This is a genomic window from Maribacter sp. X9, from assembly GCF_048537565.1.
Taxonomy (GTDB): domain Bacteria; phylum Bacteroidota; class Bacteroidia; order Flavobacteriales; family Flavobacteriaceae; genus Maribacter.
Window position 1 is genome coordinate 1,169,369 of the sequence record NZ_CP183215.1, and the last position, 26,000, is coordinate 1,195,368.

General features: G+C 42.2%; 23 protein-coding genes. 2 read left to right on the forward strand and 21 right to left on the reverse strand.

The window, feature by feature from the left end; translation table 11 throughout:
* Positions 1 to 58: 58 nt before the first annotated feature.
* The 9 genes from ACNR9Q_RS04965 to ACNR9Q_RS05005 all read right to left on the reverse strand — a co-directional run bounded on the left by ACNR9Q_RS04965 (position 59) and on the right by ACNR9Q_RS05005 (position 7,506).
* The gene (locus ACNR9Q_RS04965) at positions 59 to 502 is read right to left on the reverse strand and encodes an SRPBCC family protein (RefSeq protein ID WP_419213508.1); all 444 of its coding nucleotides are present in this window, start codon (positions 500 to 502) and stop codon (positions 59 to 61) included.
* Positions 503 to 1,795 (reverse strand): Zn-dependent hydrolase, encoded by a 1,293-nt coding sequence (locus ACNR9Q_RS04970; RefSeq protein ID WP_419213509.1) that lies wholly within the window; start codon positions 1,793 to 1,795, stop codon positions 503 to 505.
* A 7-nt stretch (positions 1,796 to 1,802) separates the two neighbouring features.
* A complete protein-coding gene (locus ACNR9Q_RS04975; protein WP_419213510.1) occupies positions 1,803 to 2,765 on the reverse strand; it encodes a 2-hydroxyacid dehydrogenase in 963 nt (320 codons plus the stop codon).
* Complete coding sequence (locus tag ACNR9Q_RS04980; RefSeq protein WP_419213511.1) at positions 2,758 to 3,258, reverse strand: VOC family protein; 501 nt, start codon at positions 3,256 to 3,258, stop codon at positions 2,758 to 2,760. Before ACNR9Q_RS04980 ends, ACNR9Q_RS04975 begins: the two co-directional genes overlap by 8 nt.
* Before the next feature lie 3 nt (positions 3,259 to 3,261).
* Positions 3,262 to 4,425: a mandelate racemase/muconate lactonizing enzyme family protein gene (locus ACNR9Q_RS04985; protein WP_419213512.1), complete on the reverse strand. Its 1,164-nt coding sequence runs from the start codon at positions 4,423 to 4,425 to the stop codon at positions 3,262 to 3,264.
* Complete coding sequence (locus ACNR9Q_RS04990; protein WP_419213513.1) at positions 4,422 to 5,309, reverse strand: sugar phosphate isomerase/epimerase family protein; 888 nt, start codon at positions 5,307 to 5,309, stop codon at positions 4,422 to 4,424. The genes ACNR9Q_RS04985 and ACNR9Q_RS04990 overlap by 4 nt, the downstream gene beginning before the upstream one ends.
* Before the next feature lie 24 nt (positions 5,310 to 5,333).
* The gene (locus tag ACNR9Q_RS04995) at positions 5,334 to 5,768 is read right to left on the reverse strand and encodes a (4Fe-4S)-binding protein (RefSeq protein ID WP_419213514.1); all 435 of its coding nucleotides are present in this window, start codon (positions 5,766 to 5,768) and stop codon (positions 5,334 to 5,336) included.
* Positions 5,769 to 5,771: 3 nt separating this feature from the next.
* Positions 5,772 to 6,065, reverse strand: coding sequence for a GNAT family N-acetyltransferase (locus ACNR9Q_RS05000; RefSeq protein ID WP_419213515.1), 294 nt, complete (start codon positions 6,063 to 6,065; stop codon positions 5,772 to 5,774).
* A gap of 481 nt (positions 6,066 to 6,546) precedes the next feature.
* Positions 6,547 to 7,506: an alpha/beta hydrolase gene (locus tag ACNR9Q_RS05005; protein WP_419213516.1), complete on the reverse strand. Its 960-nt coding sequence runs from the start codon at positions 7,504 to 7,506 to the stop codon at positions 6,547 to 6,549.
* Positions 7,507 to 7,832: 326 nt separating this feature from the next.
* Between ACNR9Q_RS05005 and ACNR9Q_RS05010 the strand changes: the two genes are divergently transcribed.
* Positions 7,833 to 8,165 (forward strand): single-stranded DNA-binding protein, encoded by a 333-nt coding sequence (locus ACNR9Q_RS05010; RefSeq protein WP_419213517.1) that lies wholly within the window; start codon positions 7,833 to 7,835, stop codon positions 8,163 to 8,165.
* 113 nt (positions 8,166 to 8,278) lie between these two features.
* Positions 8,279 to 10,369: a DNA helicase RecQ gene (gene recQ, locus ACNR9Q_RS05015; RefSeq protein WP_419213518.1), complete on the forward strand. Its 2,091-nt coding sequence runs from the start codon at positions 8,279 to 8,281 to the stop codon at positions 10,367 to 10,369.
* Positions 10,370 to 10,426: 57 nt separating this feature from the next.
* On the opposite strand, the gene ACNR9Q_RS05020 is transcribed toward recQ, so the two are convergent.
* The 12 genes from ACNR9Q_RS05020 to ACNR9Q_RS05075 form a co-directional block, all read right to left on the reverse strand.
* The gene (locus ACNR9Q_RS05020) at positions 10,427 to 11,587 is read right to left on the reverse strand and encodes a gliding motility-associated C-terminal domain-containing protein (protein ID WP_419213519.1); all 1,161 of its coding nucleotides are present in this window, start codon (positions 11,585 to 11,587) and stop codon (positions 10,427 to 10,429) included.
* A 6-nt stretch (positions 11,588 to 11,593) separates the two neighbouring features.
* The gene (locus ACNR9Q_RS05025; protein WP_419213520.1) at positions 11,594 to 12,517 is read right to left on the reverse strand and encodes a hypothetical protein; all 924 of its coding nucleotides are present in this window, start codon (positions 12,515 to 12,517) and stop codon (positions 11,594 to 11,596) included.
* Between the two features lie 60 nt (positions 12,518 to 12,577).
* On the reverse strand, positions 12,578 to 13,261 hold the full coding sequence (locus tag ACNR9Q_RS05030; RefSeq protein WP_419213521.1) for a hypothetical protein: 684 nt from the start codon (positions 13,259 to 13,261) through the stop codon (positions 12,578 to 12,580).
* A 44-nt stretch (positions 13,262 to 13,305) separates the two neighbouring features.
* On the reverse strand, positions 13,306 to 13,962 hold the full coding sequence (locus tag ACNR9Q_RS05035) for a collagen-like triple helix repeat-containing protein (RefSeq protein ID WP_419213522.1): 657 nt from the start codon (positions 13,960 to 13,962) through the stop codon (positions 13,306 to 13,308).
* A gap of 152 nt (positions 13,963 to 14,114) precedes the next feature.
* Positions 14,115 to 15,401, reverse strand: a complete 1,287-nt coding sequence (locus ACNR9Q_RS05040; RefSeq protein ID WP_419213523.1) for a serine hydrolase domain-containing protein — start codon at positions 15,399 to 15,401, stop codon at positions 14,115 to 14,117.
* A 104-nt stretch (positions 15,402 to 15,505) separates the two neighbouring features.
* Positions 15,506 to 16,339 carry a phosphatase PAP2 family protein gene (locus tag ACNR9Q_RS05045; RefSeq protein ID WP_419213524.1) on the reverse strand — a complete coding sequence of 278 codons (834 nt, stop codon included), beginning with the start codon at positions 16,337 to 16,339 and terminating at the stop codon, positions 15,506 to 15,508.
* Between the two features lie 78 nt (positions 16,340 to 16,417).
* Positions 16,418 to 17,320 (reverse strand): histone deacetylase, encoded by a 903-nt coding sequence (locus tag ACNR9Q_RS05050; RefSeq protein WP_419213525.1) that lies wholly within the window; start codon positions 17,318 to 17,320, stop codon positions 16,418 to 16,420.
* Positions 17,321 to 17,354: 34 nt separating this feature from the next.
* Positions 17,355 to 17,723 carry a response regulator gene (locus ACNR9Q_RS05055; RefSeq protein ID WP_419213526.1) on the reverse strand — a complete coding sequence of 123 codons (369 nt, stop codon included), beginning with the start codon at positions 17,721 to 17,723 and terminating at the stop codon, positions 17,355 to 17,357.
* Positions 17,724 to 17,732: 9 nt separating this feature from the next.
* A complete protein-coding gene (locus ACNR9Q_RS05060; RefSeq protein WP_419213527.1) occupies positions 17,733 to 19,697 on the reverse strand; it encodes an ATP-binding protein in 1,965 nt (654 codons plus the stop codon).
* Positions 19,698 to 19,832: 135 nt separating this feature from the next.
* The gene (locus ACNR9Q_RS05065) at positions 19,833 to 21,956 is read right to left on the reverse strand and encodes a Tex family protein (protein ID WP_419213528.1); all 2,124 of its coding nucleotides are present in this window, start codon (positions 21,954 to 21,956) and stop codon (positions 19,833 to 19,835) included.
* Positions 21,957 to 22,053: 97 nt separating this feature from the next.
* The gene (gene metG / locus ACNR9Q_RS05070; protein WP_419213529.1) at positions 22,054 to 24,171 is read right to left on the reverse strand and encodes a methionine--tRNA ligase; all 2,118 of its coding nucleotides are present in this window, start codon (positions 24,169 to 24,171) and stop codon (positions 22,054 to 22,056) included.
* A gap of 127 nt (positions 24,172 to 24,298) precedes the next feature.
* Positions 24,299 to 25,999 (reverse strand): DUF1501 domain-containing protein, encoded by a 1,701-nt coding sequence (locus ACNR9Q_RS05075; RefSeq protein WP_419213530.1) that lies wholly within the window; start codon positions 25,997 to 25,999, stop codon positions 24,299 to 24,301.
* Position 26,000 lies beyond the last annotated feature (1 nt).

Here is a 26,000-nt window from a genome sequence, read left to right on the forward strand (position 1 = left end):
AAAATGTTGTTCATGATTGCATTCACTAAAATAGCGATTATAAAAGCAGGATAGGTGCTTAACAAGCCTTAGATTTCCTTAAAAATGCTACTAAATTTTTATGGATTAGGTAATCCCATCCCGCCACGCCACTTTCTCGTTTAAACTCTGGAATATCTTTTGGAAATGGTTTAAGAATGTGACTTTCTAATTTTAGTAGGGTCGTATCGTTTTTTTCGGTCATTGAAAATAGGGATATGCTCTCCCCTGGATATTCTTCAAACCTCCAGGTATAGGAGACTTTTTGATAGGGAATTACTTCTGTAATTTTCCAAATATGGGTAAAGGTTCGCTCCTCGCTTTGCACTTGGAATCTGGTCTCAAATCCTTTCTCGGGTTTGAAATCGGGGATATTTTCAAAATACCATTGCCGCATATGAGTAGGGTTGGTCAAAGCTTCCCATAGGGTCTCCAAAGTAGTCTCTAAACGGACTTCAAGTGCTATGGGTTCGTAGTTTTCCATTTAGTCCAGCTTTTTATCCAAAGCCAATATTGTATTCAACAGCACATTAGCTCCGTTGGCCATATCGGAAGCGGAGGTAAATTCTTTTGGGGAATGGCTGATGCCACCTTGGCTGGGAACGAAAATCATCCCGGTAGGGGCGATAAGTGCCATATCCTGTGCATCATGGCCTGCTCCGCTGGGCATATACCTGTAGGATAGGCCTAAGGTATTGGTGGTGTTTTCAATTTCCTTTTGAATGATTGGGGTCATAATGGCCGGGTCTGCCGTAGTGTCCAAAGGTGAGATGGAAATTTCCACGCCCGATTCCGCACTAATGGCATCCGCTCGTTTTTGAATGGCAGTGAAGACGTTTTCGATGACTTCAGAGGATAAGTCCCGTATCTCCAAACTCGTTGTGACTTTTCCCGGTATCACGTTGGGCGCTCCGGGCTCGGCCTCAATACGCCCTACCGTGGCCACTTGCGCACCGTCAAAACTGGTGGCAACTTCGTTTACGGCAATAATAAATCGGGATGCCGCTAAAAGGGCATCCTTTCTGGCGTTCATGGGAGTGGTGCCGGCATGGTTGGCAAAGCCGTTAAATTTAACCTCCCACCATTTTAGTCCCACGATTCCCTCTACGATACCGATATCCAATTTTTCCTTTTCCAAGGTTCCGCCCTGTTCAATATGGAGTTCCAGAAAAGCAGCGACGTCTCCTTTTTTACGGGCGACTTCAGCAATTTGGGTAGTATCACCGCCCAAACGCATAATCCCCTCGGCCATGGAATATCCGGTGGAATTTGTTACGGGCAAGGCATTTTTGTTCAAATGGCCGGCCATGGCCCTACTGCCCATGACGCCGCCTTCTTCGTTGGAGAAGATAATCACTTCCAAGGGATGTTTGGTAGCGATATCCTGCTCGTTCAGGGTCTCAATGACTTCCAAAGCGGCCATGGAGCCTACGCAACCATCGTAGTTGCCACCATGAGGAACACGGTCAATATGGGAGCCAAAGGAAATGGGTGCCGCATTTTTATCGGTTCCAAAGCGTTTGGCTACAATATTTCCGGCATAATCGATAGTGGTGGCAAGCCCCATGCCCTTGAGTTGTGAAACCACCCACTGCTGTGCGGCCACATCGGCATCGCTAAAAGCAACACGTTCGGTTTCCCCATTTTCCTGCATACCGAATTGGGCCAGTTCTTTGATCCGATGTTCCAAACGTTCTGGATTGACCGTCACTTGGGCCTGAGCGAGGGTGGCGATGAATAGGATGGTGGCAAAAAAGGATTTTGTGAGACTTTTCATGGTGATGTTAGTTGAGATTCAGTTCGGTTCGGTTAAAAATACAGTTGTCCATGGGCGGTTCATCCCGAAGAATGGCCAAGGTGTTTTGAACGGTCATGGTGCACATTTTGGTGTAGGTGGTACTGGTTAGGCTTCCCAAATGCGCGGTGACCAGAACATTGTCCAATTGTAATAAGGCATCGTTTTCCTTGGGAGGTTCTTCGGCCAGCACATCGGCGGCGAAACCGGTAATATTTTTTTGAAGTAGGGCCTCGTAAAGCGCATTTTGGTCGATGATTCCACCTCTTGCGGTATTGATTAAAAGTGCCGAGGATTTCATTTTAGAAAACGCCGAATGGTCTATTAGATTTTCCGTTTTGGAAGTAAGCGGAAGATGCAAACTAAGGATATCCGAAGTCGATAGTACTTCTTCAAAGGTTAAAAAGGGGTAGGGTACCGCTTCCTTTTGGGCACTCCAATACACTACCTTCATTCCCAAGGCGGTAGCAATGAGGGCCACCTTTTTACCAATATTCCCCATACCGATGATGCCTAAGGTTTTGCCATGGGTCTCATCACCTGCATAGGTTGCCCGGTCTGACCATCGGTTTTCTTTGGTCATGGTAACGGCGTGGTACAGGTTACGCTGAAGCATTAACAAGAGCGCAATGGTATGTTCTGCAATGGTGTCTGCATTGGAATTGGGGGCATTAACGACCTTGATGTTTCTTTTGGTGGCTTTGGAAACATCAATATTGTCCAGACCCACCCCACAACGGGAAATGACTTTTAAACTGGGAAGTTGCTCCATTAAAGTAGCGCGTACCTGACCTTTTCCCCGGGTAATGATGGCATCAATTTGATGGGAGGCCAGTTGTACCTGAAGGCTTGTTTCGTCAAAACCGGTCAAAATCCGCATATCCGACGCCGCTTCCAATAGGTGCATCGCCTCATCGGCAACGGTTTCAAGCAACAAAATGTTTTTACTCATCGGATTTATGGTAAAGCGTGGCGTCCTTGGATTTGTATCCCCTAAAATCGTTTCTTCCGGAGACATAGATCCCTTCCTTGTACAGCTCGTCCTCGAAAATTTTCGGGTCGATGCTATCCTTCATTTTGGGGTCCGATGACAGCTCCACCAAATTTCCCGACGGATCACGAACGAACATTTGAATGGCCCCATCGGGCAGTTGACGTACCTTGCCCCAAGGTCTGGTATCGATAATGCCCAGTTCTTTCATCCGAAAGAAAATCGTATTGATGTCATCCACCTGCACACAAATGTGACCTCGAAAGGAATAGCTATCTTCCCACTCCGTCAAGTGGAGTTGTTGCTCCTCATTGAACTTGAAAAATGCCGTAGGATAATCGAAAAGGAAGGCGGGAATGGCCTCTAGGCCCAGTTCCTCTTCGTAAAATTTACAGGCTTCCTCCAAGTTACTGACTATCAGGGCGACGTGATTTATTTTTACCGCTTTTGCCATAATCTACTGTTTAAATTCGTTTACAAAATCCCAATTGGGGGTGAGGCCCAATCCCGGTTGGTCGGGCGCGGTCAACATGCCTTCCGCATCCACGCTGATATGCTCCTCCACCAAATCGTACATCATCGGGTTACCCCCCAAGGAAAATTCGATAACGTTGGCCGAAGGTGAGGCAAAGGCGACCGAAAGTCCTGCCATAAAGGAGAAAGCAGAACCCCAACAATGCGGGGCCAGCTCCAACTGATACGTATGTGCCAATTGGGAGACGCGCATGGCCTCGGTAATGCCCCCGATGATGGCACAATCGGGTTGGAGTACGTCCAAGGCCCGTTCCGTAATCAAGTCCCGTACGTCAAATGCAGTGTATTCACTTTCTCCGGCGGCGATGGGGATGTAGGTATTGACTCGCACTTCCGCAGTGCCTATTTTATTATCCGGACTAATGGGTTCTTCGAACCAGTATACATTACAATCTTCCACGCCTTTGGTGAATTGTTTGGCTTCGGGAACACTAAAAGTGCCATGGGCATCGGTCATTAATTTGATATGATCAGGCAAGGCTTCCCGTGCCGCTTTAACCCGTTTGATACTTTCGGCAACGGTTTGGTCCATAATGCCCACCCGCATTTTCACCCCACTAAATCCTTTGGAGGTGTAGCCTAACAATTGTTCCCCAATGGCATCGGCCTTGGCCCATCCGCCACTGGCGTAGGCGGGCATTTTATCACGACAACTTCCGCCCAACAGTTCAACCACAGGTGCTCCCAATGTCTTTCCTTTGATGTCCCAAAGTGCGGTATCGATACCGCTCATGGCGGAAATGGTGAGTCCCCTTCGGCCCAAAATAGGAAATTTGCGCCCCCTGGACAGGGAATAATGGTCCCGGGTACCGTTATAGATGTGTTCCCAAATACGGGAAATATGTCGTGCATCCTTCCCCACCAATTGCGGTTTCAGTTCATGTTCGATACAACTCACGATGGAGGCACAGGACCCCGAGGAACCTACGGCCGCCTTGGCCTCACCAAAACCTTGCAGTCCGGTATCCGTGGTGACCACCACCAGGGTCATATCGAAATTGGTGAGCAAGCCATAATCCGAGAAATGTTGTTTCTCTTTCGGGATGGGACAACGCAACCAAAAGGCTTCTATATTGGCAATTTTCATGGGAGCAGTGATTTTAGGGTATCGATTGATTTTTTAGTGAGCATGGTGTAGAACTCATCGGTAATGGCAGAACTTCCGTGGTCTTCCAGGAATTTCTTTTGTTCGGCCGTTAGTTCCTTGGGGTCGGTTTCTATGGAATTTGGATACGGATTGGCAGGGGTACGGTCCAACGGGGCACAGAACTCCACCGAAAGCACATCGTTATACCCAATTTCCTCCAGGGTCTTGATGATTTTGGGCCAGTTGAGGTGGCCCATGCCAGGCGCCATCCTGTTATTGTCCGCAACATGGAAGTTGACGAGCCGTTTCCCTACTTTCTTCATCGTGGCGAACATATCGGTTTCCTCCAAATTCATATGAAAGGTGTCCAGACACACCCCACAGTTGGGACCCACGGCTTCGGCCAAAGCCAAGGCTTGCTCCCCACGGTTGATAAAATAGGTTTCAAAACGGTTGATGGGCTCAATGCCTATTTTGAGTCCGTGATCCTCCGTGTATTTGTAAATTTCTTGAATACCTGCTACCGCCCACTCCCATTCTTCTTCCGGACGGGCATCGGGTACGATCTTACCCACGGTCGCCGGTACCAGGGATATCACGGAACCGCCCAGTTCGTACACCATTTTTGCCACGTCCTTTACATATTGGACGGACATTTTACGCTGGGCCAGGTCTTTGGCCAATAGATTGCGTTGCTCCAGCATCAGGGTAACGGAACCCCAGCATTTGATGCCGTAAATATCCAATAGCAGTTGGGCCTTTTCAGTATCATAACTTTCCGGAGCCCCCTGTATTTCAAGGTGGGTGTACTCCAATTTATGGATTCTGTTGAGGGTATGTTCTAAGGACTCCGCACGCATCCAGTTGTGTATGGCTAGTTCCATTCGTTTTACTTTGTGGTTAAGCTTTTATCCAATGAATTCTATTTTTCGGTGAGAACCATCGCAGAAAGGTTTGTTTTCCGAAGCACCGCAACGGCAAAAGCCGGTGGTTCCTTCCTTGGTGACCACTTCTCCCGAGGCTAATTGTATCTCTAAGTTCCCTTTAATTTTTAATGGGCCGTTTTGAAAGACGGTAATAGGGATAGGCCGATTAGCGGTGGATTCTTTTTCTTCCATTTTTGGGTTGTTTAGATAATAGGAGAGGGCACCAGAGGGACACGTATCGATCTGTGATTTTAGTGCCGGGGTACTGGCCTTTTCTGGAGTGATCCACGGTTTTTCGTTGGGGTGGTACACCTCTGGTAGGGTCTGTACGCATACCTCTGAATGGATGCATTTTTTAGGTTTCCAGACCACGGTCAGTTCGCCGTTACTATATTCTTTGGTGATTTCGTTTTCCATGTTTTACTCGATATTGATGCCTTTCATGACCAGACGCTTCCATTCAGGATGGCGTTTTAAATATAAGGCTACAAAAGGACAAAGAGGCACTAAAGTCAGCCCTTGCGCATCAACATCGGCTAAAACTTTGGCCACTAATTCGGACCCTACGCCCTTTCCTTCCAATTCCTTGGGGACTTCGGTATGGGTAAGGTAAATTTTATCCTGTGCCTTGATATATTCGATCCGGGCCACGGCACCTGCTACATTCGCCTCGTATCTTTTTTGCTCGGGATTGTCTACTATTTCAAAATCCATTTTAATTATAGTTGAAATTTAAAGTTTTAAGGTAGTTAAAAAATGTCTTTTTTTAAATATTGGGAAATACCACTATATAATGAGCACCTAAAATTGTCAAACATTTTGTGGTGGAAGAGTCTTAAAAGCTAGTAATGGAATAGTAACAAATGGGGGAGTTAATAGAGGTTAACGCGTTAAGGGAATAGTAGTGCATGGATCCCTTCACAAAAATCTGAAATAGGTTTCAGAAAGAATATTCGTTTTTTAAACTTAATTATCTAAGGTAAACTTCGAGAACTTTTAAAATTGAGCTATCCGCCTTTAAGAACTTTCTAGTTTTTAGGATATATAACTTGCATTATTTAGTTTGAACTTCCAATGAAAACCGAACACAAATAAATTATTTTAAAACATTTGTAAAAGTTTAAACTATCCAATGTTTGTTTCTATAGTTGAACACACATTGGATAGTACTGATGATTTTGAAGATTCGTAATATTTACTTTGATTTCTTCATATCAGCGGCTTCAAGAAATTTGTTGACCTCAAGCCAATACATAAAGGAGTCGAACCAACGATTACTCGTTCTATCGGGATTTCCTAGACCAAAACCGTGTCCGCCATTTTGGTAAAGGTGCAACTCAACTGGTATACCTGCTTTGTACCAAGATTCTATGACACCGAATTGTCCGCGAAAAAGAAAATCATCAGTAGCAATAGCATTGAACATAGGTGGAGCATCTTTAGGAACATCAACTGGCCCCATACCGCCATAAATAGGACCTATAAAAGCCAACTTCATGGTTTTGGAATGTAAGGTAGCATGCATTGTGAGTCCTGCACCGGCGGAAAAGCCGATCATACCTATTCTATTAATGTCAACTCCCCACTCATCAGCCCGGTCTATAATCATGGCATAGGCCGCTTCTGCATCTTCCAACTGATTGGATAAATCGCGTTGGGGAGGACTTGGTGGTGTTGTTTTGTCAGCAGAATTTGTGGTTTCTGATGGTGGAGTTCGTGGACGATTCATAAAAGCAGTGAAATCATCAAGCGATTCTGCAGTGGGCTGAAGCCGGTATTTTAAGACAAAGGCTGCGATACCTTTTTCGGCCAATGCTTCCGCTACTTCCCATCCTTCGTTGCCCATTGAAAGCCACATAAACCCTCCTCCGGGTGTAACAATGACAGCTGTGCCGTTTGCTTTTTCTGGATTGGGTAAAAATGGGGTAAGGGTTGCTTCGGTTATATTTCTTGCCATAGGATCCCCCCATTGTTTAAACCAAGTCTCTGAAGCGGGTTGGTTTTCAACCCCACCGGTCTTTAGAGGAATGGCCTCTGGTTCATCAGGTGCTTCGAGTGGATAAATTGTTCCGTCCTGTGCTATTGTTACTGAAGTTAAAAAAACGGCTGCGATAAAAAAGAAGCTTTTAATAAGCTTTAATGGCGATGTTGTCATGGTAAAGTGTTTATGTTACACTTAAATGTAGGTAATGTTTGCGATATTTTAAAATTTATTTCATTATAGGGCAAGTTGAAATTTTTTTTAGGGGAATTGCCTTTTAGGGGCATCTATATATTGATTTTGAAATATTACTGATATAGTGAATATAAGCTCTAGTTCCCTGATAATAAATAATATAAAAGTTTACAAACGACTGTAAACGATAACAAACGATAGTAAGTGTTTTACAACCAATTAACTTTTGAACTTGCTTTTATGTTTGCAGTGTCAAGTCAAGGAGACCTGATCGTATGAACTGTTTAACCATAAAATTTAGTAAGATGAACGCATTAAAAAACAAAGTACAGTTGATTGGAAACTTAGGGCAGGACCCAGAAATCGTAAACTTGGAAGGCGGCACCAAACTGGCCAAATTCTCCATAGCCACGACCGATAGTTATAAGAATGCCAAGGGCGAGAAAGTGGACGATACCCAGTGGCACAATATAGTCGCCTGGGGCAAAACCGCCGAAATCGTGGAAAATTATTTGGCCAAAGGAAAACAAGTGGCGATTGAAGGAAAACTTACCCACCGTTCCTACGAAACCAAGGAAGGTGAAAAGCGGTACATTACCGAGGTACGTTGTACAGAACTGTTGATGTTGGGAAAATAACTTAATATGTCTTCACGAGGGTAGCGAGGTAATCTGATCATTGGAAACAATAAACGGTCAGTTTGCTTCGCTTCGCTCGCAAAGACGTTTTTAACTTCCTATTTTTGCAAAACATGATAACAACGGCACCCACACTTCTCCCCTTATTAAAAAAGTATTTTGGATACGATTCCTTTAAACCCAACCAGTTGGCCATTATCGAAGATGCCTTGGCTAAAAAGGATGTACTGGCCATTATGCCCACAGGTGGGGGAAAATCACTTTGTTACCAATTGACCGCGCTGGCCTTGGAAGGAACCGCCATCGTGATCTCACCCTTGATTGCCTTGATGAAGGACCAGGTAGATGTGTTACAGGCCAACGGTATTGCCGCGGCCTATTACAATAGTTCGCAATCCCAGGAAACCCAGCAGCAGATCCTTAGGCAATTGGAAGATGGCGACCTGAAATTGTTTTACGTGGCCCCGGAAAGTCTTGGCTTTTTTACGGGGATGTTGGAAAAGCTGAACATCAGTTTATTTGCCGTGGACGAGGCCCATTGCATTTCGTCTTGGGGGCATGATTTTAGACCCGCTTATACCCAGTTGGGGAATTTGAAAAATAGGTTTCCCACGATTCCGGTCATGGCCCTTACCGCCACGGCCGATAAAACTACCCAGGATGATATTGTACATCAATTACGAATTCCGGATGCGGAACGGCATTTGGCATCCTTCAACAGACCTAATCTTTTCTTGGATGTAAAACCTGCCCAGGATCGCATCAAACATATTCTTGAGTTTTTGGACGAGCGGCCCTTTGAAAGCGGAATCATTTATTGCCTTAGCCGAAAAAGTACCGAATCGATTTCCGAAAAATTACAGAAAGCGGGATTTAAGGCCAAGGCCTATCACGCGGGCATGTCGCCCGATGAGCGGTCCTTCGTACAAGAGGAATTTATTACGGATAAGGTGCCTATTATCGTTGCAACGATTGCTTTTGGTATGGGTATCGATAAGAGTAATGTGCGTTGGGTCATTCATTATAACCTACCTAAAAATATTGAGGGCTATTATCAGGAAATTGGCCGTGGTGGCCGTGATGGATTGCCGGCACACGCTCTATTGTTCTATAGTTTTGCCGATGTCGCCCAACTGCGGCGATTCATATCCCAAAGTGAGAATGCCGATGTAGAATATGCCAAACTGGAACGTATGCAGCAATTTGCCGAAGCGTTAAGCTGCAGGCGCATCGCCCTGTTGAATTATTTTGGGGAACACGTGACCCAGGGCTGCGGTAATTGTGATATCTGTACGAGTCCGCCAGCCTATTTTGACGCCACGGTATTGGCGCAGAAAGTCTGTTCTGCCGTTGCCCGTTTGGGAGAGCGCGAACCTATGGGGATGGTCATCGATGTGCTGCGGGGCGCGCAAAATGCCCAAGTGTTGGAGAAGAGCTATCAAAACGTGAAAACCTATGGAGCGGTGAAAGACGTCTCTTGGTTGGATCTGCAGCAATATGTCATTCAATTATTGAACCAAGGGGTGTTGGAAATTAATTTTAGGGAAGGTGCCAGACTGGGCTTGACCCCTTTGGCCAAAGAGGTCCTATTTTCCAACAAGTCCATTCAATTGGCGGTGTTGCAAAAAGGAAAGGAGAAGAAAACCGTTGTAAAATCGAAAACGCAGCAAACAGGTCTTTTCGAAAAATTACGGCTGTTGCGACAAGAAATCGCCACGGAACAAGGCGTACCTGCCTATGTGGTCTTTGGGGATGCCAGTTTAAAGGATATGGAAGCCAAACTGCCTACAACTGAAACGGAATTCATGGAAGTTTCGGGGGTGGGGCAGGCCAAATTGGATAAGTATGCAGAAATATTTCTAAAGGAAATCGCAAAACATCTAGCTTCTAAACCGGTCAAAAAAAGTAAACGAAAGACCCATGACCAAACCTTTGATTTATTTTCCGATGGATTAACGGTCGCCGAGATTGCCGAAACAAGAGGTTTGTCTGAAAATACCATTTACGGCCATTTGATGAAAAAACATGCCGAAGGAGAGGAGCTCGATTTAAATCAATTTGTAAGCGCGCCCGAAATCGCCAAAATTGAAGAAGCTAAATCGTCTTTGACCGAAGCCCAGGGTTTAAAGGACTTTTTCGAATATTTTGAAGCGCAGGTCCCCTATTGGAAAATAAAATTGGGTCTGTATTTATTGGAGGCATAACGTTTAGGTGTGCAGACTTTAAATCGCTTGATGTATGTTATAATGGAATCAATATCTTTAATCTCTATCCAAATATAAAAATCCTTGAAGGGTAATTTTCTCACTTTTAATAGTGGCTAAATAATAATAGACTCCTTTTGAAAGTCCTGCATTTCTATTTAAAGAAGGAATGTTTACCCCTGAGGTACCGTCGAACTCATTGGTGTAATTCTCCTTTTCGAAAACTAAAAGTCCGTCCCTATTATATATTTTTAGAACGTTCGTGTCATAGTTTTCCAACTCGGTAATATGTAGAAAATCATTTAGTCCATCAGCATTTGGGGAGATATAGTAATTATAAACTCTTGGTGAATCGGAAACATTTTCCTCATTTTTTTTCGAATATCCGAAGGTAATGGCTTCATAGGCATCTGGGATAAAAGGTTTTGAGCTGATATATCCTTCCGATAAATTGCCGGTAGTGTCTACACTTCCTAAATTTACCCAACTTGAAGTTGTTTTGTCAAAACCAACCATAGTAATGCTCTTAATATCATCGGTATAAGAACGCATAGTACTGCGCTGATTCCAATTCACAGTTATAACGGCTGCTTGATTTCCTTCAATAAACCAAAATTCATTTCCATTTATTAAAGAGAATGAGCTCGCACCATTTGTTTTGAATGGATATAGTTCTGCGACATTACCATAGAAATAAGTGCATGTGTACAAGGCTTCAGGAATAGTTGGGGTAACCAAAATGGGTCTTAAATAGTCTTCATCACCAACAGGAAACGTAAAACTGTCCTTGATTCTACATTTTACAGTGCCGTTTACCTTAGAAAAATTTGTGGCACCTGTAAAAAATGAATCTTCTCTGAATTCCAAGTAACTTAAATGTTGAAATTTATCTGTTTCTAGATTTCCGAAAATAAAATTTATATGGTTACTAATAGTGATAGGAACGTTAATAAAGACATTACTATTGCTTGCTATTTCTAAATCGAACAGGTCAAGACCATTAAGACCGGTGACGTCAAGATTACTATCGCCATAGAACCCAACTAATCCATTCTTACTGGTGAAAGAACCTTCATTCAGTACATTTGAGAATAGGCCCAATTCTCCCGATGTGTGAATTTCAATAGCTCCAAAATTTCTAAGTAACTGTCCGCTTAATGTTGGTGTACTTATACAAATGAAAAAAAGTATAGCAATATTTCGTTTAGATAGTATCATTTTTAGTTATTCTAAAACTGTAAAATGGAAGGACCTGTCTACGAAACTTTGTAAAATGATTACATTACTTCTAATATGGACATCAAAGGTTGTGGGAGTTTGGCTGGCCACATAAATATCTATTTCGGCGGTACTACTTTCCATTACCGTAAGTTGCACCGTATAATTGGCATCTGCCCTTGAATTTGTCATCGTAACCCTATATTTTCCGTCATTAAGTTTAGATACACTTGCTATTCCCTGCCCATAATAAGTACTATTGAAAGCGTTATACTTTCCAAAGGCTTTTATAGGATTGTATAAATAAGCACCTCCATCAGAACCTGCGGCAATGCTGTTATTTGCATTCGTACTTACGACTTTTACAGTTTGTAATGTGCCGTCTTCACTGGTATGGGTAATTATACCTGTAGTGTTGTTTTGTGTTATAGTTGTTTTGGTCTCCAAGTTGGAAATTGGTAATTTTTTCAAATTACCATTGGTATCGGCTACCACTAATTGATCTGAAGCAGCACCCGCAGGTAGGTTTCTTATTTTTGTTGTACCATTTACATCTAATCTCACATCTGGCGAATTAGTTCCTACGCCCAATCTTTTATTATTCTCATCCCAAAATAAATTATCGTTGTCCTGATTAGGAAGATTGTCCGCCCCCGTATAAAAAACAGAACCTGTAGAACCCGTATAGGAAAGGTTGCCCCAAGTCGTACCGTTCCAAATTTTGGGTCTCGTATTATCACTGTCGGAATTGTCGAACCAAACATCATTTTCAACAGGATCAACAGGTGGCGTTGACGAAGTGGTTACCTGATTATTATGTATACGTACTATCGTTCCTTTTTTATTTATGGCTTCCACTTTTTGCGCAATGATGATAGCGTGCATCATCATTGCCATAACAAAAAATAATTGTTTAAAATTGAAACGCATCAGGAAGCGGTAGGTTTTACAAGGATTAGGTGAATTGAACCAGTTTAAAAAGTGAACTGGTTATTTTACATATTGAACTTCTACAATGTCTCCGGCGTAAATCGAATAGTCGTTTGCCACTAAGGTTACCGTTGATGACAAAATCGTATAATCAATATTAGCCACTAATTTAGCCCCGTTTCTGTATACCCAGACTTGGCTAAAATTTGGTAAAGTCGGCGAGCCATTAAGTGTATAGGCTGTTTGGTTGGCTGTGGCGGTAAAAGATTCTTGTCCGCTTTTTACAATATTCAGGTCAGCTGCCAATAACTTTTTGGTGGCACCCGTTTCTTCATCCCTTACCAATATGGTGTAACCGGTTCCTGTACCCGCATCAGATGCGGTGGTGGCATCTGTAGAGGCGGTTTCAGATGTAATTAATTCGATACCATTAAGACCGAAGAGTTTTCCGTTTACATCTATAAATGTAGAATCGGTCAATGTGCCTCCTAATTGCCAAGTGGTGGTGGTGACATCTGAAGTGGTATTAGATAACATGGTAATACCATTTTGTGATTGCAGGTACTTGATAGTCCCCTTGTTGTCAATTACCCTTACGGCTCCTCCTGTGGTGGTGGTACCGGGGTTAATATTGGTTTGTTTTGTTATGTCGCCAGTTGTTTGTTGAGCACTTACGGCAATTGCCGTAAGCATGAATATACTTAAGGCAACGGTTTTTAAACTAAGTGGATTTTTTGTTTTCATGATTTTTGGGTTTTAAATATTTAAGGTGTTTGTATCATTTCAAATTATAGGATTTGTATGATTCGTACTCTGTCATCTTGATGACAGGTGGCTTCAATTTCCAGTTCTATAGTGTTAGAATCTACCGCAGTGAAATCAACTCCCACCCCATTTCTAAAGACTTCAATTTTTTTAATATCACTAATGGGAAAAGGTGTAGTGAATTGGGTTTGCCCACTATTGGCAATTACAATTATTTGTTCAAGTCCTATTGCAGCGGTTGCATTTAGGTTTGTATCGCCTGGAGGACCTATTTCACCTTGCGGACCTGGCTCACCTTGATCACCCTTCGGTCCAATTAAATTTGGGGAAGTATAAGATGTGCCATCAGAAGCGTTAAGCGTAAAGGAACCATCGGCATTATCAACAATTGACAAAGAAGTTGAAGTTTTGCTACATAGGCTCTGCCAATTTAAACCATTGTACATGTGTAAGCATTTTGTATCCGTGTTAAAGACCAAGGCTCCTTCTAAAGGAGTCATGGCCAACATTTGGGAATTGGATAATCTTGAGATAATCAATGCCTTAGTGGTACTTTCAAGTTCCAATAGGGAAAACGGATGTATCGTACTTACTTCATCGCCTATTTTTACCTGGCCCACAGCATTTAGCTCGATACCTAATCCTATTAATAGTAGAATAAAGGTCCTTTTAAAAACCATAGCCGTCTTTGCTTAAAAAGACTAATTAACTAAAAATGAATGAATTATAGAATTATTTTGTTGTAAAATGTAGGAAAAATACTATTATTTAAGGCAAAAGTGTTGTCAGAACATTTTTTAGCGATGAATAGTTGTTCATCACTTTTAAATGATCAATCGTTAATCGCAGCAAAAACCATCTGTCGAAATTTCCACTGATTGTCATTGACCACCGGGCCTTGGGTCTGTTTCATGATAATACCGATGACACCTTCATTAGGGTCCGCAAAATATTGGGTATTGAAGTAGCCACCCCAATCAAAGGTGCCGTCACTGCCTTGGCCGCCTTCGACCTCACCCTTTGCGTTGATCAACTCAAACGCCAGTCCGTAACTTTTTCCGCCTTTCCAGATATCCCCGATTTGATTACTTAAAATAATGTTTACGGTAGTTCGGCTCAAAAGCCGTGTTCCGTTCCATTCACCGCCGTTCAAATACATTTGGAGAAATGTAGCGTAATCTAAAGCAGTGCTTGATAATCCGGCACCCCCTGCAAAATAGGACATCGCTCCTTTTTTGGGATAATCGATGTCAAAAATGGGGGTAGTAAAACGCTTCCATTTACCGCTATCGTTTACTTGTACGGCGACTAAACGAGATTGCTTTTCTTTTGGAAGGTAGAACCAGGTGTCGTTCATTTCTAAAGGTTCAAAGATTCGTGTTTTTAAAAATTCGTCAAATGGCTGCTCGGAAATAAGCTCGATTAAATAGCCCAAAACATCTAATCCTTCACTATACGTCCAGTTTTCCCCTGGCTCGTGGTGTAACGGAAGTTTAGCGAGTTTTTTAATGTTGTCCGATAATAGTACTTTTTCAGAAGTAAAGGCGTCTATAATTCCCGCTTTTGCATAGATTTTTCGAAATCGATCATCGCCATCGATCATCCCATATCCTATACCCGACGTATGGGTCAATAAATCGCGGATCGTAATTTGGTTTTCAGCAGGTTTGGTCGTGTAGGTAGAATCGGCTTCATTAAAGGTATCCAAGATTTGTGCTTCCCCGAATTCAGGTATGTACTTCGAAATTTTATCATCTAACTGAAACTTACCTTCTTCCCAAAGCATCATCACGGCAGTGGCGGTAATGGCTTTGGTTTGCGAGGCAATCCTAAAAACAGCATCTTTTTGTAACGGTCTTGAAGTTTCTCCATTATCCTTGCCATACGCATTATAGAACACAATTTTTCCTTTACGGGCAATCAATGCCACGGCTCCCGGAATGTGGCCTTGGCTCACTTCTTCCTTCAACATGACATCTATTTTCGCCAACCTTTCGGGTGACATTCCAACTGCTTCGGGTGCTGCACTTTGTAACGGAGAAGATTTTTGTTGAGAGGGTGTTTGGGCGAAGGAAATAACGGCGAACAGAGCTAGGTAAAAATTGACAAGTGCTTTCATTGGTTTGGTTTTCAGGTACCCTACTAATGTACTGAAAGTTTGATGAAACTTCAATAGTTAAATTAAGTACGAAAAAGAAATAAAGATGGTTTTTTATAGATTCTTTAGAAATTGATGGTAACGCCCATTTGACGGGGACCAAAATTGAGGTTCCAACTTACCTTTTTTTGTTGGTCATTGTATTTCTCATCATATTTACGGTCGAGATAATGGTCAATGGATTCTACCGTAGCAACACTGATGGCGAAGGCAAAGATCATATCGCTTAACCAATGTTGACCGTCCCAAACCCTAGATATTCCCGGTATTGCACCCACGGTGTAAATGCCTGCTTTAACCCACGGATTTTTAAATTGTTTGGCAATGGCGTAGGCATTGGTAAAGGCTAGCAGAGAATGACCTGATGGGAAGGAATGGAAATTTCTACTGGAATTAAAGGGGTCAAAGGTGTCCTTGCCTAAGTTAGCTACCGGTCTCGCCCTACCTACGAACGATTTTAACACCTGTTGCAATAGCCCCGCAGAAGTAGCCGATGAAATTAACAAAACTCCGGTGCGGCGCAGTTTTTTATTTTTGGTGATCAATCCGGCAAGGTAGACTCCAGAGGTGGCTATATAATTATTTTCTGGACTACCGTAGAATGTTCCATAATCGCGGATCCATTTGGGAACACTTTCTCTGTTGTTGCGTATAAATCTAGAGGTATTGTCATCTGACAAATAAATCAATCCTGTGCCACCTACTACCGCACCAAATTGGGCCCATTGTTTTCCTTCCCAATGAAATGGTCGGGCATAAGAATAGCCTACTCCTTTGAACATGTTTCCTAAATCGTACGTAAACATGTCCCATCGCGTATCTGCAGTATCTTTTTGAATTACTTGGCCATAACCGCTTGAAAACTGAATAAGCAGCAAAAGAAGAAGTTTTTTTTTCATAACGTAAAATTAAACTTCTATTGACATTAATTATAGTTGTTACCGTACAATTTTGAATCTTAAAAGTTATGAATGTGATTAAAAATATAGGGATTGGGCCAGCCGAAACGTATTGGCATGTGCTTCAACAATAGTTTTGATGTCGGGTGAGTAACCACCGCCCATACTACATTGTACGGGTATTTTTAAGTGCTGGCAGGTTGATAAAACGTATAGGTCACGCTTTTTGCAGCCTTCAAGGCTTAGCCTTAAAGTTCCGAGTTTATCGCTTTCAAGGATATCTACACCACAAAGATAAAAGATGAAATCTGGTTGTACACGATCCAATAATGTAGGTAAGTGTTCTTTTAAAATGGATAAATAGGATTGATCTCCTGTTCCTTTTTCTAACGGAATATCCAAATCAGATTTTTCTTTTTTGAAAGGATAGTTAGACGCACCGTGCATGGAGAAGGTAAAAACGGACGAATCGTTCCGGAAAATTTCTGCGGTTCCATTTCCTTGGTGTACATCTAAATCTAGAACCAGTATTTTCTTGGCCAGACCTTTTGTTTGAAGATAGCGTGCGGCAATGGCTTGGTCGTTCAGCATGCAGAATGCCTCACCATGATCGCTATAGGCATGGTGGGTTCCTCCTGCAATGTTCATGGCAATTCCATATTCTAGCGCATATTCGCAGGCTTTCATAGTGCCATCGGCAATAATACGTTCACGTTCTACCAAATCTTCAGAAAGCGGAAAGCCAATTTTCCGTGCGGCTTTGGCCGACAGTTTCATATTCAATAAATCATAGTAATATTCTGGATCATGAACAGCTACAATGTATTTGTCATTGGGTATTATCGGTTCAAAGAAATTAGCTCTCGTACATGTGCCTTCGTGAATTAATTGCTGAGGTAATAGTTCGTATTTCAGCATCGGAAAACGATGACCTTCTGGTAATGGGTGTTTATAGATGGAATGAAAGGCTATTTTGAGCAACTTGAGTTTTTAAAAAACACTTAAAGCTAAAAAATTAATCTATGAGATACTTTTTAAGCATTTGAATGATCGAATCTTTATTCGACGGCTTTATTAGGATATCGTTGAATCCGGCTTCCATAATAGAGGTGTGTTCGTCGTTCATGGCATAGGCGGTGTGGGCAATAATAGGGATTGTAGCATTTGTTTCCCTGATTGTTTTAGTTGCTTCGATACCATTCATATATGGCATACGAATATCCATGATAACTAAGTTTATATTTGGATTTTCATTTAGGAGTTTAATTGCTTCTTCACCATTTTTGGCATGAATTATACAATAGCTATCTTGGATCCATAACTTAAGTAAGAAAAAATTGATTTCTTCATCTTCCGCAATAAGTATCTTACATTTGGTATTCATTTCTTTGTCTTAATTTGCTGCTAGATAGGGAATGCTAAAATGGAACGTGCTTCCCTTTCCAAACTCTGATTCTAGCCATATTTTACCTCCAAAAAGCATCACAAGCCCTTTTGCAATAGAGGTGCCTAGGCCGGTGCCTTGATTCATTTTGGTGTCCGCATCGATTACTTGACCAAATCTTCTGAAAATCAATTTCTGGTCTTTTGGTCTAATGCCAATGCCAGTATCCCGGACATGAAAAAGCAGTTGGCCATTGACTAAACGATAGCCAAATTCAACATACCCTTGGTTCGTGAATTTAAATGCATTTTCCAATAGATTGGTTATGATCTGTGTAAGTCTAACATCATCTGTTCTTATGGTGAAATTAGTATTTGGGAATTCTTTTTTTAAGGTGAACTGAACCTCTGGATTTTTATGTGATACTTTGAATTGATACAGAATGGTATCCATAATATTATTAAGGTTATGGTCAGAAATCCTTAATTCTTGTTCAAAGGCATCAATTTTTGATAGATCTACGATATCTGATATTAAACGCATCAACCTATTGCCAGAAGATTTTATGTAATCTAAACATTTCTGGCGTTCTTCAATCTCTAAACCCTCGTTTTCCAGTAATGCGGTACAACCTAAAATACCGTTCATCGGGGTGCGTATTTCATGCGACATATTGGCTAAAAAAGCAGATTTTAATCGTTCGTTTTCCTCGGCTTTTTTATAGGCTTTTTCTAATTGCTCTCGCTTATTTTCTTTCGAGGTAATATCCCTGAAAATTTTAACTACCTGTCCCCGCATGGGACTATATGCGTTTATTTCGTAATGTTTTTTTGTATTATGATTATATTGTGTCGTGCTAGTAGGTTGCTGGGTAAGACCAACTTGTCCTACCATTTTTATCCAGGCTTCTTCTACATCCGGAAAAAACTCCAACATTGTTTTGCCAACGATTTCTTTCGCTTTGATACCCGTTTGCTTTTCAAAAGCGGGGTTGACGGATAAAACTCTATAATCGATAGGGTCATTATTTTCATTACAGATGATTTCAGAAAGAATAAAACCATCGAGCATATTTTCTATAATTTTAGATTTAATAGATTCACTTTCTCTCAATTTTATTTTTTGCTCTTCTAATTTTGTGATATCCTTGAATATAATGATGACCTGTCCTTTTTGTGGTGAATAGGCATTTACATCATAATACTTACCATAAAGCTCACTATAACTCACAAAAGTTTTTGGGACTTGTAAGGTGGCTACTTCTACGATATTATCTAACCAATATTGTTTTAGGTCAGGAAAAAATTCATGTAAGTTACGACCGATAACGCTATCACTGTCTACCCCTATCTGTATGTGAAAGGCCGTGTTGGCTTGTAAAATTCTCATATCATAAGGTCTTTCACTGACATCATAAATAATCTCTCCATGAGCGAAACAACATCCCATATTGTCCAAAATATCGGCATTGAATTTAAGGGAAGCCACTTTTTTTCTCCTCTCCTCTTTTAGTTGCACATCTTTGGTGATATCTTGAAAAATCGCTATAAATTCACCTTTTTTATGGGAAAAAGCACTCGCTAAATAGTGTTTTTTAGTATTGTGATTGTAATGGGAGATTGAATTCGATTTTTGGGTCATCGCTACTTCCCCGTAAAAATCGATCCAAGATTTTTCTATATCAGGAAATATTTCTAAAATGGTTTTTCCTATAATATCTTGGTTTTCTAAGCCGCTATGTTCCTTGAATTTTTGGTTAACTGTGATGAACCTATAGTCTATGGGTATTCCATCGGAATCACAAATAAGTTCACATTTTGAATACCCTTCTGATAAATAGTTCGAGAGCATATCCAAATCTGGGCCTTTCTCTAGAATCTTTAATTTTAAACTTTGGAGGAGCGATTTGTTCTCATCGGTATCTGGAAATTTAGCTGCGAGATTCTCTAGTTCAGAAAGTAATTGTTGACTCATTTTTTCTGTATTTAATTTTAATACAAATGGATTAAGAAATCAACTTTCGGGGATAGTTGTAATTGCTTGTATATACTTAAAAGTAAGAATATTATTTTATTCTAAGGAACATTTTTAAAACCTAAGGAGCTAAGTTTATGTATGCAATTTCAATTGAATTCTTTTTCGGGCAACATCTACCTGTAACACTTTAACGATAAGCTGCTGGTGTAGATGCACATGCTGGTTGACATCCTTTACAAAACTGTCCGAAAGGTTGGACACATGGATCAATCCACTTTCTTTGATACCTATATCTACAAAACAACCAAAATTGGTGATATTGTTGACAATACCCGGTAATAGCTGCCCCTCCCGCAAATCAGTTATCGATTTGATATTTTGGTCAAAGGTGAAGACCTTCGCTTTTTCACGGCGGTCCAACCCTGGTTTTTCCAGTTCTGAACGAATATCCTCTAAGGTGGGTAGCCCTACCGTGTTCGTGCAATATTTTTTTAATTCTATTTCCCTCAATAAGCTCTTGTTACCAATTAGAGCGGGTATTTCGGTATGTTTGTCTTTCGCCATTTGCGCTACGATGGCATAACTTTCTGGGTGAACGGCTGAATCATCCAATGGATTTTCGGCATCTTTAATGCGTAGAAAGGCGGCACCCTGCTCAAAGGCCTTTTCACCTAGACGGGGAACTTCCATAATTTCTTTTCGGCTTTTGAAGGCACCTTTCTCTTTTCTGAGGGAAACAATATTCTCGGCCAGTTTGGGTCCAATACCCGATACATAACTCAATAAGGGAACACTTGCGGTATTGATATTGACCCCTACGGAATTCACACAGCTTTCCACCACCATATCCAAGGAAGATTTTAATTTGGTCTGGTCCACATCATGTTGGTATTGTCCCACCCCGATTGATTTAGGGTCTATTTTTACCAGTTCTGCCAAGGGATCCGCCAAACGTCTGCCGATGGAAACCGCACCACGTACCGTTACATCATAATTGGGGAATTCATCGCGGGCAATTTTGGAGGCCGAATAAATGGAGGCTCCCGCCTCACTCACTACAAAAACCTCGACGGGATTCTTGAAAATCACTTTTTTTACGATGCTTTCCGTTTCTCGGGAGGCCGTACCATTCCCTATGGCGATCGCTTCAATTTTGTAGGCATTGGCTAGGGAACTTAATTTTTTTAGGGCACCGCTCACGTCATTCTGGGGGGCATGCGGATATATGGTTTCATTGTGCAACAGATTTCCGTGCGCATCCAAACAGACCACCTTACACCCGGTCCTAAATCCTGGATCGATGGCCAGAATTCGTTTTTCACCTAAGGGTGCACCTAAAAGGAGTTGCCTTAAGTTGTTTGAAAATACCTTGATGGCTTCCTCGTCCGCTTTTTCCTTGGCCGCTTTTAAAAGTTCATTGGAAAGTGATGGGAACAATAATCGTTTATAGGCATCTGCAATAGCTAATTTAATTTGGTCGGCACATTCGTTGTTGGAGTTGATGATCCTGTTCTCTATGCGGTCCAATAGCCGTTCCTCGTCCAATTCGATCTTGACCCGTATGTATTTCTCAGACTCGGCCCTAAGAATGGCCAAGAGTCGGTGTGAGGGACATTTAGCTAAGGGTTCGCTCCAGTCAAAATAATCACGGTACTTCTGTGCTTTTTCTTCTTCTTTTTGGGCAGAGATCACTTTAGTGGATAGGATGGCAAAGCGTCCCAATTGTGTCCTGATCTGGTTTCGGATATCCGTTCGTTCATTGATCCATTCCGCAATGATGTTTCGGGCTCCTTCTAAGGCCTCATCTTCGTTCCGAATTTCATCCGAGAGATATTTCGAGGCGATAAACCCAAGGTCATCTGACCTTTGCGCCATAATGATTTTGGCCAAAGGTTCCAAGCCTTGTTTACGAGCCACTTCTGCCTTGGTTTTCTTACTCTTTTTAAAGGGAAGATATAGGTCCTCCAATTGCGTTAGGTCTGCAGCACCCTCCAGTTTTTGTCGGAGTTCGGGCGTCATGGCATCCTGTTCCTCCACCGCTTTGAGTATCGCTTTCTTACGCTTTTCAAGGGCTTCAAATTGTTCCTTGAATTGAACGATGGCACCTACCTGTACTTCATCTAAATTCCCCGTACGCTCTTTACGGTATCTGGAAATAAAGGGAATGGTACAGTCCTGTTCAAGAAGTTCTATGGTATTTTGAATTCCCTTTTCTGGGAGTTGGGTGTGTTTTAGGATGTAGGAAACTAGATGCATAAGGAGTAAGCCTCAATTATAAATTAAGTTTTAAGTAGGTTCTCGATAGTGATGGAAAAGCCAGCGTGATTTTAGAATTACGAAATGGGAACGAATTCTAATTAATCGTCAATCCATTTCCAACTCCATCTTCATCAGGATTAACGAATACCAATTTACCCTCGGTATTTTCAGTCATCAAAATCATGCCTTCACTGTCCACCCCTCGAAGTGCCCGTGGCGCTAAATTCACAAGGACCGTTACTTTTTTACCTATGATTTCTTCCGGGGTAAAGCTTTCGGCGATTCCAGAAACTATGGTGCGTACATCCAAACCGGTATCTACTTTTAAGACCAATAGTTTTTTGGCCTTGGCCATTTTTTCCGCTTCAATAATCGTACCTACACGCATATCAAGTTTGGAAAAATCATCGAAGGTAATCGTATCTTTTTGTGGCATCAGTTTTTTATGTTCGTTAGTGTCGGTATTGGGCGAAGTCGAAGCATTCGCTTTTTTGGTGGCTTGGAGTCGATCGAGTTGCGCTTGAATTTCTTCATCTTCCACCTTTCTGAACAATAGTTCGGCCGGATTGATTTGATGTCCTGACGGGAGTAGCGTTTTTTGTGTGGCCACCGCATTCCAATGATTTCCAATAGCATCCGCTTGCAGCGTATCACTCGAACCAAGGTTAAGGATGGTTTTCAATTTAGTGGCCGTAAAAGGTAAAAAGGGCTCACTCAGTACCGCTAGACCGGCAGCAATCTGTAAGGCAACGTGCATGATTGTTTTTACCCGTTCCTCATCTGTCTTGACCACTTTCCAAGGTTCGGCATCGGCCAAATACTTATTGCCCAAACGCGCCAAGTTCATTAATTCCTGACCCGCTTCCCGGAAACGGTAGCGCTCGATGGAGCTGGATATGATGTTCGGGAATTTTTGAAGTTGGTCAAGTGTTTCTTGATCGACATCCATTAGGTTTCCTACTGCAGGCACCTTACCCTCGTAATATTTTTGGGTCAAGACGACCACCCGGTTGATGAAGTTCCCTAAAATGGCGACCAGCTCGTTATTATTCCTCGCTTGAAAATCTTTCCAGGTAAAATCATTATCCTTGGTTTCCGGGGCATTGGCCGTTAAAGTATAGCGTAGGGAATCCTGCAGGTCTGGAAAATCGAGCATGTATTCATGTAACCACACCGCCCAGTTTTTAGAGGTGGACAATTTATTGCCCTCCAGATTTAAGAATTCATTGGCGGGAACGTTATCGGGTAGGATATAGCTTCCTTCCGCCTTCAACATGGAAGGGAAAATAATACAGTGAAACACTATATTGTCCTTGCCGATAAAGTGGACCAACTTGGTATCCTTGGCTTTCCAATAGGGTTCCCAATCCTTACCTTCACGTGCCGCCCACTCTTTAGTGGATGAAATATATCCGATAGGGGCATCGAACCACACATAGAGAACCTTACCTTCTGCACCTTTTACGGGTACAGGTATGCCCCAATCGAGATCACGGGTCACCGCACGCGGTTCAAGACCACCGTCGATCCAGGATTTACACTGTCCGTAAACGTTCGGTTTCCAATCGTCTTTGTGGCCTTTTAAAATCCATTCCCTAAGAAATTCCTCATAGCGATCCAAAGGTAAAAACCAGTGCTTGGTTTCCTTGGTGGTGGGAACCGTGCCGGTAATGGTCGATTTTGGGTTAATCAAATCGGTCGCGTTCAAACTTGATCCGCAATTTTCACATTGATCCCCGTAAGCCTCTTCGTGGCCGCATTTGGGGCAGGTACCCATCACAAAACGGTCCGCCAAAAACTGCTTGGCTTCCTCATCGTACAATTGTGCCGTGGTTTCCTCAATAAAATCTTCCTTTTCATACAGGTTCAGAAAAAATTCCGATGCCGTTTCATGATGAATTTGGGCCGAGGTCCTAGAGTAATTATCGAAGGTAATGCCAAAATCCAAAAAGGATTGTTTGATAATGCTGTGGTATTTATCAATGATGTCCTTAGGGGTTACCCCTTCCTTTTTTGCTTTCATTGAAATGGCAACTCCATGTTCGTCGCTGCCACAGACAAAGGCTACATCCTTTCCCGTTAAGCGTAGGTAACGTGCGTAAATATCCGCAGGAACGTAAACACCCGCTAAATGGCCAATATGTATGGGACCATTCGTGTAAGGTAGCGCTGCGGTAATGGTATATCTTGCTGGTGTTTTTATATCGGACATCAAACTAAAATTAAGCTGCAAAAATAAAGATTTTATGCTGAGGGAATAGCGAAGTAGGTTAAAAAACAAAAACCTTCGGTCTGCTAAACTATAGCACCGAAGGTTAAGTACATAGTGGGGAAACGGTTTATGCGACCATTACCGATTTACTCATCTTTTGATTCTGTACACTGATTCGATAAATGTACTTTCCGGTAGATAGTTGCTGGGGCATGCGCTCTCGTATATTTATTTCAGTAGATCCTTCGAACATCATTTCGTTAAAAACGGTGCCGACGTTCTGTCCCAGTATATTATAAAGTTGAATATCTACATGTGCAGAAAAGGGCATTTCAAGGTAGATATGTGGAGTGCCATCCGTTGGATAAAACGGCTTATGAACGACCGCATTCAATAAATCTGGATCGAAAGGTGTTTCGGATTCTTCTCCAGGTGGAACAGGTGGTGTAACGTCACCATCACTATAGGCAATATCAGGAAAATCTATTCCACTACAATTGAACCCAAGATCAACCGGTGCATATGGGTGATCAAGAAGGTGCTGTTCTACCAAAGGGATATCCACGCACAACCATTCCGCGAGAACGGTAGCGTACAGATCTCTAAAATCCATGGTGTACTCCAAATTTCCACGACCATCTGGGTCGTCCAAAGTAGGATGGTCCCCTACAAAGGCACTCCCATTAAGTCCTGAGCCAAAGAAAAGGGTGGGGGCAGCTTTACCGTGATCCGTTCCATTAGATCCATTTTCGAAAATACGGCGTCCGAACTCGGAAAAAGTCATGCTTAATACTTTATCGTCCTGTTGTGTAAAGGCAATGTCCTCATAAAAATTGTTGATGGCCACGGAAAGGTTTGTCATTAATCGGGCATGGGCCTGAGGTTGGTTACCATGGGTGTCAAAGCCACCCATCGAAATCATATAGACTTTAGTGCCCAGATTACCTTTGATCAAACGGGCCAATAATGCCAATTGTTTGGCAAAGCCATTATCTTGGTATTCAACTTGATTTGACCCTCGTTCATACGCATCATGGATAATGCCAGAATATTCATAGGTGGTGTTGGCAACGCCTCGTAAAAACTTGAGTTGATCACCATACATACAACTGTTAAAAAGCGAATCATCCAAACCATATACTACCCCTGATTCTGCGATTTCTTGCAGCTGATCCACATTTGAAGTTACAAAGGCATAATTAGTTTCCTCACCTTGAAAAACCAAACTGCCGAATTGACCAATTTGTATGGCAGCCGGTGCTGCGGGAGGATTAATCAGGTAATCTGGATAAATATTCTCAAAATGTCTGCCCATCCAGCCGGTATTCAAGCCAGTGAATCCTGTCGTGGTCAAATCGGTATTAGCAAAAATGTCGGATCCCGTAAAATGGGATAGGCTTTGACCTTCGTAGCCCACACCATGAACCGCTTTAAATTGACCTTCTTGCCACATGGGAGCCAAGGCGTTCATATAAGAGGGTACCCCGAATTCATCGGTCAATTTTAAAACTTTACTTTCTGGTATATAAATGTTCGGACGCGCTTTGGCATAGCTGTCATATTGTTCGATAGGAATAACCGTACTTAAACCATCGTTACCTCCTGAAAGGCGTATCAAGATTAAAATGTTATCTGTTTCCGCTGCTGCGATTCCAGCCGCTAACGGGGAAGGGGCAGAAGCGGTCAAAATATTCTGTCCGAGCATCATAGAACCAGAACCGGCAATACCCAAGGCCTGTAAAAAGGAGCGACGGCTCCATAGTTTATGTTCTTCGTCGTGACCTTCGTGCTGAAGGCCTTTATGGGGAGAGTGGTGTGAATTACACATA

Excerpts from the sequence above, each read along its gene's own strand:
- ACNR9Q_RS04965 (WP_419213508.1), bottom strand. The coding sequence starts at position 502 with ATGGAAAACTACGAACCCATAGCACTTGAAGTCCGTTTAGAGACTACT.
- ACNR9Q_RS04970 (WP_419213509.1), bottom strand. The coding sequence starts at position 1,795 with ATGAAAAGTCTCACAAAATCCTTTTTTGCCACCATCCTATTCATCGCC.
- ACNR9Q_RS04975 (WP_419213510.1), bottom strand. The coding sequence starts at position 2,765 with ATGAGTAAAAACATTTTGTTGCTTGAAACCGTTGCCGATGAGGCGATG.
- ACNR9Q_RS04980 (WP_419213511.1), bottom strand. The coding sequence starts at position 3,258 with ATGGCAAAAGCGGTAAAAATAAATCACGTCGCCCTGATAGTCAGTAAC.
- ACNR9Q_RS04985 (WP_419213512.1), bottom strand. The coding sequence starts at position 4,425 with ATGAAAATTGCCAATATAGAAGCCTTTTGGTTGCGTTGTCCCATCCCG.
- ACNR9Q_RS04990 (WP_419213513.1), bottom strand. The coding sequence starts at position 5,309 with ATGGAACTAGCCATACACAACTGGATGCGTGCGGAGTCCTTAGAACAT.
- ACNR9Q_RS04995 (WP_419213514.1), bottom strand. The coding sequence starts at position 5,768 with ATGGAAAACGAAATCACCAAAGAATATAGTAACGGCGAACTGACCGTG.
- ACNR9Q_RS05000 (WP_419213515.1), bottom strand. The coding sequence starts at position 6,065 with ATGGATTTTGAAATAGTAGACAATCCCGAGCAAAAAAGATACGAGGCG.
- ACNR9Q_RS05005 (WP_419213516.1), bottom strand. The coding sequence starts at position 7,506 with ATGACAACATCGCCATTAAAGCTTATTAAAAGCTTCTTTTTTATCGCA.
- ACNR9Q_RS05010 (WP_419213517.1), top strand. The coding sequence starts at position 7,833 with ATGAACGCATTAAAAAACAAAGTACAGTTGATTGGAAACTTAGGGCAG.
- recQ (WP_419213518.1), top strand. The coding sequence starts at position 8,279 with ATGATAACAACGGCACCCACACTTCTCCCCTTATTAAAAAAGTATTTT.
- ACNR9Q_RS05020 (WP_419213519.1), bottom strand. The coding sequence starts at position 11,587 with ATGATACTATCTAAACGAAATATTGCTATACTTTTTTTCATTTGTATA.
- ACNR9Q_RS05025 (WP_419213520.1), bottom strand. The coding sequence starts at position 12,517 with ATGCGTTTCAATTTTAAACAATTATTTTTTGTTATGGCAATGATGATG.
- ACNR9Q_RS05030 (WP_419213521.1), bottom strand. The coding sequence starts at position 13,261 with ATGAAAACAAAAAATCCACTTAGTTTAAAAACCGTTGCCTTAAGTATA.
- ACNR9Q_RS05035 (WP_419213522.1), bottom strand. The coding sequence starts at position 13,962 with ATGGTTTTTAAAAGGACCTTTATTCTACTATTAATAGGATTAGGTATC.
- ACNR9Q_RS05040 (WP_419213523.1), bottom strand. The coding sequence starts at position 15,401 with ATGAAAGCACTTGTCAATTTTTACCTAGCTCTGTTCGCCGTTATTTCC.
- ACNR9Q_RS05045 (WP_419213524.1), bottom strand. The coding sequence starts at position 16,339 with ATGAAAAAAAAACTTCTTCTTTTGCTGCTTATTCAGTTTTCAAGCGGT.
- ACNR9Q_RS05055 (WP_419213526.1), bottom strand. The coding sequence starts at position 17,723 with ATGAATACCAAATGTAAGATACTTATTGCGGAAGATGAAGAAATCAAT.
- ACNR9Q_RS05060 (WP_419213527.1), bottom strand. The coding sequence starts at position 19,697 with ATGAGTCAACAATTACTTTCTGAACTAGAGAATCTCGCAGCTAAATTT.
- ACNR9Q_RS05065 (WP_419213528.1), bottom strand. The coding sequence starts at position 21,956 with ATGCATCTAGTTTCCTACATCCTAAAACACACCCAACTCCCAGAAAAG.
- metG (WP_419213529.1), bottom strand. The coding sequence starts at position 24,171 with ATGTCCGATATAAAAACACCAGCAAGATATACCATTACCGCAGCGCTA.
- ACNR9Q_RS05075 (WP_419213530.1), bottom strand. The coding sequence starts at position 25,999 with ATGTGTAATTCACACCACTCTCCCCATAAAGGCCTTCAGCACGAAGGT.